The 8508-nt window shown below is 62.4% G+C and carries 13 protein-coding genes; 5 read left to right on the top strand and 8 right to left on the bottom strand.

Annotated elements, in window-relative coordinates:
• Window positions 1-14: 14 nt before the first annotated feature.
• The 8 genes from Y705_RS0100680 to Y705_RS0100640 form a co-directional block, all read right to left on the bottom strand.
• Complete coding sequence (locus Y705_RS0100680; protein WP_253908423.1) at window positions 15-782, bottom strand: GAF and ANTAR domain-containing protein; 768 nt, start codon at window positions 780-782, stop codon at window positions 15-17.
• Window positions 783-1316: 534 nt separating this feature from the next.
• Window positions 1317-1904 carry an ECF RNA polymerase sigma factor SigK gene (gene sigK / locus Y705_RS0100675; RefSeq protein WP_049822049.1) on the bottom strand — a complete coding sequence of 196 codons (588 nt, stop codon included), beginning with the start codon at window positions 1902-1904 and terminating at the stop codon, window positions 1317-1319.
• 401 nt (window positions 1905-2305) lie between these two features.
• The gene (locus tag Y705_RS0100670; protein WP_155849825.1) at window positions 2306-2563 is read right to left on the bottom strand and encodes a hypothetical protein; all 258 of its coding nucleotides are present in this window, start codon (window positions 2561-2563) and stop codon (window positions 2306-2308) included.
• 469 nt (window positions 2564-3032) lie between these two features.
• Window positions 3033-3653, bottom strand: coding sequence for an alkaline shock response membrane anchor protein AmaP (gene amaP, locus Y705_RS16280; protein WP_049822048.1), 621 nt, complete (start codon window positions 3651-3653; stop codon window positions 3033-3035).
• Between the two features lie 86 nt (window positions 3654-3739).
• Window positions 3740-4306 carry a DUF6286 domain-containing protein gene (locus Y705_RS16275; protein ID WP_049822047.1) on the bottom strand — a complete coding sequence of 189 codons (567 nt, stop codon included), beginning with the start codon at window positions 4304-4306 and terminating at the stop codon, window positions 3740-3742.
• Window positions 4303-4692, bottom strand: a complete 390-nt coding sequence (locus Y705_RS0100650) for an Asp23/Gls24 family envelope stress response protein (RefSeq protein WP_026531474.1) — start codon at window positions 4690-4692, stop codon at window positions 4303-4305. Before Y705_RS0100650 ends, Y705_RS16275 begins: the two co-directional genes overlap by 4 nt.
• A gap of 29 nt (window positions 4693-4721) precedes the next feature.
• Window positions 4722-4904: a hypothetical protein gene (locus Y705_RS0100645; RefSeq protein ID WP_026531473.1), complete on the bottom strand. Its 183-nt coding sequence runs from the start codon at window positions 4902-4904 to the stop codon at window positions 4722-4724.
• 87 nt (window positions 4905-4991) lie between these two features.
• Window positions 4992-5519, bottom strand: a complete 528-nt coding sequence (locus tag Y705_RS0100640) for an Asp23/Gls24 family envelope stress response protein (protein ID WP_026531472.1) — start codon at window positions 5517-5519, stop codon at window positions 4992-4994.
• 232 nt (window positions 5520-5751) lie between these two features.
• Between Y705_RS0100640 and Y705_RS0100635 the strand changes: the two genes are divergently transcribed.
• From Y705_RS0100635 to Y705_RS0100615, 5 genes are all read left to right on the top strand, one after another.
• Window positions 5752-6435 (top strand): RNA polymerase sigma factor, encoded by a 684-nt coding sequence (locus tag Y705_RS0100635; RefSeq protein WP_049822045.1) that lies wholly within the window; start codon window positions 5752-5754, stop codon window positions 6433-6435.
• Window positions 6426-7010, top strand: coding sequence for an Asp23/Gls24 family envelope stress response protein (locus Y705_RS16270; RefSeq protein WP_049822043.1), 585 nt, complete (start codon window positions 6426-6428; stop codon window positions 7008-7010). Before Y705_RS0100635 ends, Y705_RS16270 begins: the two co-directional genes overlap by 10 nt.
• Complete coding sequence (locus tag Y705_RS0100625) at window positions 7000-7437, top strand: hypothetical protein (protein ID WP_026531470.1); 438 nt, start codon at window positions 7000-7002, stop codon at window positions 7435-7437. Before Y705_RS16270 ends, Y705_RS0100625 begins: the two co-directional genes overlap by 11 nt.
• Before the next feature lie 238 nt (window positions 7438-7675).
• Complete coding sequence (locus Y705_RS16265; RefSeq protein WP_049822042.1) at window positions 7676-7849, top strand: CsbD family protein; 174 nt, start codon at window positions 7676-7678, stop codon at window positions 7847-7849.
• Between the two features lie 296 nt (window positions 7850-8145).
• On the top strand, window positions 8146-8508 hold a 363-nt coding region (locus Y705_RS0100615), incomplete at its 3' end, for a PRC-barrel domain-containing protein (protein WP_026531469.1).

The following is an 8508-nucleotide window of genomic DNA, read 5'->3' as shown; positions in this document are numbered from 1 at the left end:
AGGGCCGGACAGGTTTACCGGGGTGAGGAAGGTTCTTTCAGGACAGGTACCTCACCGGTGGCGACCAGCCGCTCCGCAACGTCGTGCAGTTTGGTGTTGGACCGGGAGCTCGCATGGTCAAGGATGCCGAAGGCCTGGTCGGCGGTGATCTTGTAGCGTTCCATCAGGATGCCCTTGGCTTGGCCGATGAGGTCCCTGGAGCGCAGTGCCGCCTGGAGTTGTTCGGCTTTGACCGCTTCGGCGTAACCCACCGCGGCGTGGGCTGCCACGAGCAGGCCCACGTGTTCGGATTCGTCAGTGAACGCGTTAACGCGTGTGGAGTAGAGGTTCAGTGCCCCGAGGTTGTCGCCTTCGACGTACAGCTGGAAACACAGCATGCTCCCCGCTCCCGCGTCTGCGGCCAGGGCGCTGAACTGTGGCCACCGCAGTTCAGCGCCCATATCCGGTACCCGGACCGTCTGTTCTTCGTAGATCGCGTCCAGGCACGGGCCTTCACCTGTTTCGTTCTGTAAGGCATCGATCCGGGCCGCGGTGTCACTGGAGGGCGCCCTGGAGATGACATGCCGGCGTCCCTGGACGGCGCTGATGGAACCTTCCTCCACGCCCGGGATCAGTCGAAGGGCGGCGCCGACGATTTTCTGCAGGATCCCGGTCGGATCTGTTTCCTTTTGCAGGTTCCGCGCCACTTCGCCCAGCTCGACGGCCAACACGTCCCGGCCCGCGAAAGCGCCCGCGTCCTGGACGGAGGGCTCACCCTGCCCACTTTCATACTGATCAGCCACACTCATCACCCCTACCTCGTCGACAGCACAACCCTGCCCAAATCCTAGCCGGACCCTTTTCCTGGCAGCCCCGTCGAGGAGTTCACCGTCACCCAGACAGCACGAAACCATCGACCGGATCCGGACCCATGGAGGCCTTGCGCCTCGAAGCAGGAATGGCTCCTGATGTACGCCAGCGGTGTTCCCGGCCGAGCGGATCGCCGTCACTTGCCGGGCGGATCTGCGGCGTGTCCGCTACACCATCCGGGCGGCAGAGAAACGAGATCCCACCCTGTTCGGGCGGCGCCTGATCCTGCACGACCAACCAGCACCCAGACCCGCACTGACCTTGAAGGAGTTGTTGGGGGGAACACTCAAAGCGGGTGGACCATCGGAACCCTCTGCATCATTGACCCAAAGCCTAGAGATTTCACGGCAGAGGACGGACAAGCCTTGCGGGAACTCGCTGAAGCCGCCCAGCACGAAGTCAACCGCTAACCGCACTTCGTGTTTCCGTAGCGGCTGATGACACACCCCTTACTGGCCCTGCTGGTCTCAGGTGATGTGCAGGTTAAGACTGAGTCGCTGGATGCCGTCACGGATACGTGTTTTCGCTGTGGAGAGGGGAATACCCAGATGTTCGGCGACGTCGCTGTAGGTCATCCCGGCGTAGAAAGCCAAATGGATCGCTTCTCGCTGCAAAACAGATAAGACCTTCAAGGATTCGGTGACGGCTGCGTTTTCCTCGCGGGTGATCACGGTTTCGGAGACATGGTCGTAGTCGAGATCCTGGTTCTTGATACTCCACCGCAAATCCCGTGCGCGATGGGATTGCTCCGACCGGACCTTGTCCACGGCTTTGCGGTGGGCGATGGTCAGGATCCACGACAGCGCTGAGCCCTTGTGGGGGTCGTAGCGGGCAGTGCCGCCTTGCCAGAGGGTCAGGAAGACGTCCTGGGTGGTGTCGGCGCTCATCCCATCGTCCACGACGACTTTGCGCACCAGCCCATACACCCGGCGTGAGCACTGCCGATACAGCTCATCGAAGGCTTGCTCGTCCTGCTCGGCGACACTGCAGAGAAGATCAGCTAGATGCACAGCAGAGGAGTTAGACGAGCAGCTGCGTGGAATGGGTGTGAACATACGGTGAGAGACCTTCACGCTGAGACGGGGTGATACCAACAATGCTGGCGGGTGCGTTGACGATGCCCTCCTTCGAATGTGAGTACCGGCAGCGCAGGGGAGAGTGCCCCATCGGCAGCACCGCGGCGTTACTGCCCTCTCTGTTACTGAACCTAACGGGCCGCACCGTTCATGGCATCCAAAAAGATGCGCCGTAACCAATCTGCAATGATCCGCAGAAAAATTTCAGAGCGCTGGAAGTGGCGGTTGCCTGCTGTACCGGTGATGAAACTGGTTGTCACTGTGTCGGATACACGTTCCGGGTTGGCGGATAGGGGAGGGGTAAGCCGCAGGTTCAGTGGGGAGCGAACAACGCGTCGGTGAGAGGTGGAAACATAGGACGAGGCGGTGCGGGCCCAAAGCTAGCGGGGATCCTGCGGGGGTGCTCGGTGGATCAGGAAATCCGGGACAACAGCTTCCATGGAATCAACCTTCACCAACGACGGTGTTCCGTGGATGGCGTGCCGGCGCCGGATATCGACCCAGCGACTCAACCGCCGCTCGGCCGGGTCCTCGGAGAGGCCTGAGGGGACCCTGCGGTGATGGCTGATGAACAGGGTCAGGTCCAGGAGCCGGCTGTGCCAGAGGGAATCACTGGAGTCGGTTCCCAACGGGGTCATCCGTGGGCGCTGCTCAGTGACTTATCATCCGGAGAGTGGCCCAGTGGCGGGCGTTTCGCAGCTTCTGCTGCGGATCCACCGTTCAGGAACATGATCAGGGTTCCAAACTCCGGCTTCATGGCACGGACGCGGAGTGGATGATGACGGAGAGCCCGCGGCCAGTTCGCACGGTGGTGTATTGCACGGTCGTTCCAGGCGGGTAATCACCACCCGAACCGTCGATGATGGTGATGAGGTTTGAACCTCCATCCGCTGGCTGAAGGATCGTACTACCGTCCAGGGGGTCGTGGAAGAGGATTGTCCCGCTATGCATGAGGGTACTTTTTCCAGAAGAGCCAGCACGCGCGCTAGCTGAGGGTCATGAGGTGAAAAAGATAAAGCAGGATGCGCGGAATATAAGGGAGGGCTGGGAATGCCACCTGTGACGTACTTCCCAGCCCACCCAACACCTACCGGACGCCGTGCCGTGTTAAAGGACGACTTCCCGATCATTCTGGCGGTGGGAGGTGACGTTGAACAGGACGGCGACTTTCCGCAGCGGTGTTTCCAACGCGGTTTCCAGGTTGGAGGCAACCCGGGTGTGGATTTTCTCGAGGATTTCCTGGACATCGGCCCGGTCATCGACGCGCACATCGATGGTCAATTCAGGCTCGGCGGCTGATCCTCTGAGAAGGGCAGTGGCCCCGGTGACTCCGGACAGGGCTCCGGTTTCCTCCTCCACTGCTTTGGTGAGGACTTTCGGTTCGCAGGTCGTGTATCCAGTGGCTCCGTCGTTGCCGTGGAGCCGGAGGGCGCGGGCCTGATTCCGTCGCGGGATCTGGGCCAGCAGCCATAACAGGGCGAGCACCCCGACCAGCACCGCAAGGACGGCAAGAATGACGGCTGCGATGTCGGGGGCGAAAACGTCCCGCACGCCTTCCGGGAGGGCCGGGTCGGCGGGTTGGGGGGCCTGTATTCCAGCTCCGCTGGATTGGGCGAGAGTGCCGGCGGTGCCGCTGGCGAGGAGAATTCCCGCGATGCCCAGGACCAGGGTCACCAGACCGATGACGGCCAGCCATGTCCGGTTGAGTCTGCCGGCTGTTTGCCTCATGTGTGAATCCTTTCGTGGCGGTGCACGCTCGACGTTCGCCGTCGATGACGCACCCCTATCTTCGGGTTATTCGGGCTCAGTGGACGCTAGGTGGTGGTGCGGACCCGCACGGACACCTTCGGAACGGGGTTCAGGCCGACGTCCTGCAGTTTGCGGGTCAAGGAGCCGGTGAGTTGCTCCTGGAGGTTCCCGGGTTCGTGGAGGGGGGTTCGGACATGGATGTCGACTTTTTTGGCGGTTGCTTTGACGGAGCTGGCGTCAACGCCATCGGTCTGGTCCACGTGGGCGGCGGCGAGCCTGGCGACGCCGCGCCGGCTCATGGCTGTTTCGGCGAAGTGTTCATCAGCACCTTCGGGGCCTTTGATCCTGGCAGTGTTGTGTTTGCCCGGCAGGATCGCGGTCAGGAGCAGGATCAGACCGATGAGGGTCAGGATGATCGCGGCGGCCCAGACAGCCGGGTTGTTCCAGGCCAGTGAGGCAAGGTATTGGCGGAGTGCGGCCAGGAACGGCGGCCACGCCCCGGTGGTGATACGGGTGATGCCGATCCACGTCGCCGCCGCGGCCAGCAGGAGCAGCAGGACCGCGAGAAAGGTGGCCGGTAGTGAGCGGCTGGACCGTCGGCGCAGCGCCGGGGATGCAGGTTTCGGGCTCATAGAAGTTCCCTTCGTCCGGTGGAGTGCGATGAGGTGACGAGCTCGTCGATATCGATGTCGACCTGGCGTACTTCGACGCCGCAGCGTGCCGATACTTCCTGGCGGACGTGCTCTCGAAGGCGTTCCGTTGCGGTGCGCAAGGGTGTTGGATACTGGACGCCGGCGCTGATACGGATAGTGGCGATGAGTCCACTGAGCTGCACATCCACCTTCGGACGGGCTGTTTCATCACTGCGGGTTCCGACGCCGAGGAACCCGCCGGTGGAGCCGCTGATACCCGGAACCTCGGACGCGGCGGAACTGGCAATCTTCTCGATCGCTTTCTGGGCGACGGTCAGGGTTCCTCGCTGTGATGGTTCAATGGTGCCCGGTGTCGGTGGGTTCACGGGGGGTGGCTGCGGTGCTGCCATGGTCGTCACCGCCGGTTACTTGAGCGCCCGGTCAGAGCACCGAGGTCGAGCTTGCCGTCGATGATTCGGGCGATCAGCAGGCCGATGGCGCCGAACACGGCGACGATCAGGAACTCGGAGAACCCTCCGAACGCTGCGACCCAGCCCAGGAAGAGACCGGTCAGCAGGCCCATAGCTGTTGTACTCATGATTCGGGTGCCTTTCTCGATGCAAAATGTGGGGGACCAGAAGAGGCCTTCACCGGCGAGACTGCCGGTGAAGGCCGGGGAATTCAGTTACTGCAGTTCGCTGCGACCGGGGTCGTTGCTGGTGTCCTTCTGGTCATCTTCGGGCATGTGCACGTCGGTGACGTTGATGTTGACCTCGAGGACCTCCAGCCCGGTGGCGTCCTCGACAGATTGGATGACGTTGCGGCGGATCATCTGGCTGACCTCGACGATCGAGGCGTTGTGCTCGACGACGACCGTGAGATCGATCGCGGCCTGACGCTCGCCCTTTTCGACGCTGACGCCTCCGCTGACGTTGGTCTGGGATCCGGGGATGCGTTCGGAGAGACTGCTGAACGCCCGGCGCCCTGCACTGCCCATCGCATAGACGCCGGGAACTTCGCGGGTCGCAATACCCGCGATTTTCTGGACCACCGTCTCGGCGATCGTGGTGTTGCCCTGCTCGGTCTGCAGCGGGCCGACCTTCTGGGCCTTCTGTGCTTCCTTGGCCTGCTGGTCCGCGATGCGCTGCTGCTCCTCGCCGGTAGCTGGTACTACGACGGCCCGGCGGGCGGCGGTGGTCTGGTCATCTGCCATGGATAATCAATCTCCTAGTCAAGAGTTTGTGCGGTACACAAGGTAAGACGCACGCCAGGTGGAATCGTCACGCCGAGGCGGAAACTTTCTTCGAAAAAGATTCTCGTGTGAGAGATTAGGGCTACTGCCCGGCTTTCAGGGGCAAGGAGTGTGCCTGGTCTTATCCGGGCAGTGCGGCCGGTGCCGAGTGGCTTGACAGGTGGCAATGGGGGCGACGCAGGAAAGGATTTTTATGGACCACGCCAACATCTCGAATCCGGGTGACCATGAGATGTCCATTGCTGCGCGGGGATCGACGGCCCATCAGGGAGGAGACGAGCTGCCACCGACAATCTCCCTGGATGAGGTCACGATCATCGTCCGGGCCCAGGACGGGGACCTGGACGCCTTTGACACGCTGATCACCACGTATCAGGGAAGTATCTTCCGGTTGGCGTACCGGATGCTCAACGACCGCACGGAGGCTGAGGACATTGTGCAGGAAACCTTCATCGCCGCCTGGCGGAGCCTGCCGAAACTCTCCACACCCCAACTGTTTCGGCCCTGGCTGTATCGGACGGCGACGAACAAATGCCTCGATACGCTCCGGCAACGTCAACGCCGGCCCACCACCGTACTGGCGCCCACCGATCTCGCCGAGCACCAACACGACCGCGACGACGCCCGGACAGCGGCGGCACCGGCGCAGTCCGTGGATCCCGCCGCTGCCGTCGAAGCCGAGGCGCAGATGAGAGCATTGGCTGACCTGCTCGAAACGGTCCCACCCGAGTCCAAAGCCTGCTGGTTGCTGCGCGAAGTGCACGACTTTTCCTACAGCGAGATCGCACAGATGATGCAACTGCCGCCCAGCACGGTCCGTGGCCGCATTGCCCGTGCAAAACGACTTCTGGCAGAAGGGATGGAATCATGGCGCTGAACGATGACACCCCCCGCCTGGGATGCGGGCGGAACCTCGATGACCTGTGGGCATCCATCGATGAACCACCCAACGCCCACGAACAAGGGTGCTCCGACTGTCAACACGCCCGTACCGCACTATTCAACCTCGCCACCGTCACCGAGGCGATGAAGGAACGCGACCTGACCGATCCGGACCTGCAGCCCGCGGGCCGAATTCGGGAAGCGATCATGATGGTGGCCCGCGCGGAAATCCGCCGCAGCCGGCGCACAGCCTTACGCGAAACACCGCACGGCAGCATCGAGATCAGCGAACAGGCCTTGAACAGCCTGATCCGCTTCGCGGCCTCCACCGTTCCAGGGGTCCACGCACGTCGGTGCACGATCAGCACCGCGGAGGGCAAGCCCGCGGGAACCGACACCGTCGACCTTTCCGACGTCCGCATGTCCCTCCACGTGGCGCTGTCTTCCACGGTCAGCATTCCCCCGACAATGGCCGTGCTGCGGGAGCGCATCGGGACCATCGTGCATGCCCAGACCGCCATCACCATGCAGCAGATCGACGTCGTCGTGGAGGATCTCTATGATCTCTGACCAGCCCCAGGAATCCCCTGTCGAACCCCGCTTGGTCGATCTGGAAGCCGTCGCCGACAACCTCAGTGCCGCACTTGCGCAACTCCCCGGGATCCTCCGCCTGGAACCGACGGTCAAGAGTATGATGAACCGGCTCCGGGCACTGTCCCTGAACAGCCTGCACCGCACCACCGGCTCAGGGTGGCAAGAACCACGTGTGGTAGCCCGCGACGGACTGCTCCTCTCAGCAGCGGGCGAGATTCTCAACGTACAGATCGACGTCGCCACCGACGTCGCCCACCCAGCAGTCGAGGTGGCCGAGACAGCGCAGAAACGAGCTGCGGAAATCATCCGCAAGGCCGGGCTTCAGGTAGGCAGCATCAACGTCACCATCTTGGCCATCGAAGGATCCCCCACCCCCGCACACCTGCGGTCCACCCTCACCTAAACCCGACAGAGTCCTTTCCCGAGATAAGGCGGCGCCACCTCGGGCACACCGGGTCTCATCGCCCCGATCCGGCGTGGATTGATAAATTACTGTCGCTTTTCGGCCCGGGGGAGGGAGAAAAGGTTACTGACAGCGGGAACAGCAACTGGTTAGGGTTGGCTTCGAACCGGTTATTCGCCGGAACATCACGCTAGCCCGGCCTATAGCCGGGACTGGCCTCTGCATCCTTGGAGGACTCATGGGTTTGGACGACAAGATCAAGAATGCTGCCGAGAAGGTCGGCGGCAAGTTCAAGGAAGCCAAGGGAGATGCGACAAATGACCAGTCGCTCAAAGCTCAGGGGCAGGCGGATCAGTCCACCGCTGATTTGAAGGGCGCCGGAGAGAACGTCAAGGACGCCTTCAAGAAATAGCACGGACAGGTCCACAACCCTGAAGGTTCAGGACCGACAGGACACGGGATGCGAGGGCCGCCACGGCGGCCCCCGCATCTCGTTTTTGGTTGAACGGCCGGTCGCTCTGGTGATCGTAGCAGGCTCCCCTGGCCCTGCCGCGAGCCAGGGAAAAAAGATGAATTCTCGGCGTGACGATTCACCCTTGCCGTCGTCTTACCTGGTGGAGTCCCTTTCTCGCACTGCACCCGGCTTTGGTTCGGGGCAGTGGTTTACCGATCACCTTTCACCGATAACCATCACGCAAGGAGAACCTCATGATCACGCAGCAGAATATCGACAGCATCCTGTCTGGCCGGGGCAACGTCCTGGATTCCCAGGGCAACAAAATCGGTGCCGTGGGCCAGATCTACCTGGATGACCAGACCGGAGACCCGAGCTGGGTCACTGTGAAGACCGGGCTCTTCGGTACCTCGGAGTCCTTCGTTCCCCTAGAAGGCGTCAACGTTGACGGCAATGACGTCACCGTCCGCTACACCAAGGACCAGGTCAAGGACGCGCCACGCACCGAAGCGGACGGTAGCCTCAGCCCGGAAGAAGAAGAGCAGCTCTACCGGCACTACGGACTGGCCGGTGGACGCCAGGACACCACCACGCAGAACACCACCACCGCGCCCCCC

Origin of the sequence: Arthrobacter sp. H41, assembly GCF_000520535.1 — a bacterium.
Taxonomy (GTDB): Bacteria; Actinomycetota; Actinomycetes; order Actinomycetales; family Micrococcaceae; genus Arthrobacter_D.
Note: the sequence above shows the minus strand (reverse complement) of the source record. Positions and strands in the feature narration are given on the sequence as shown.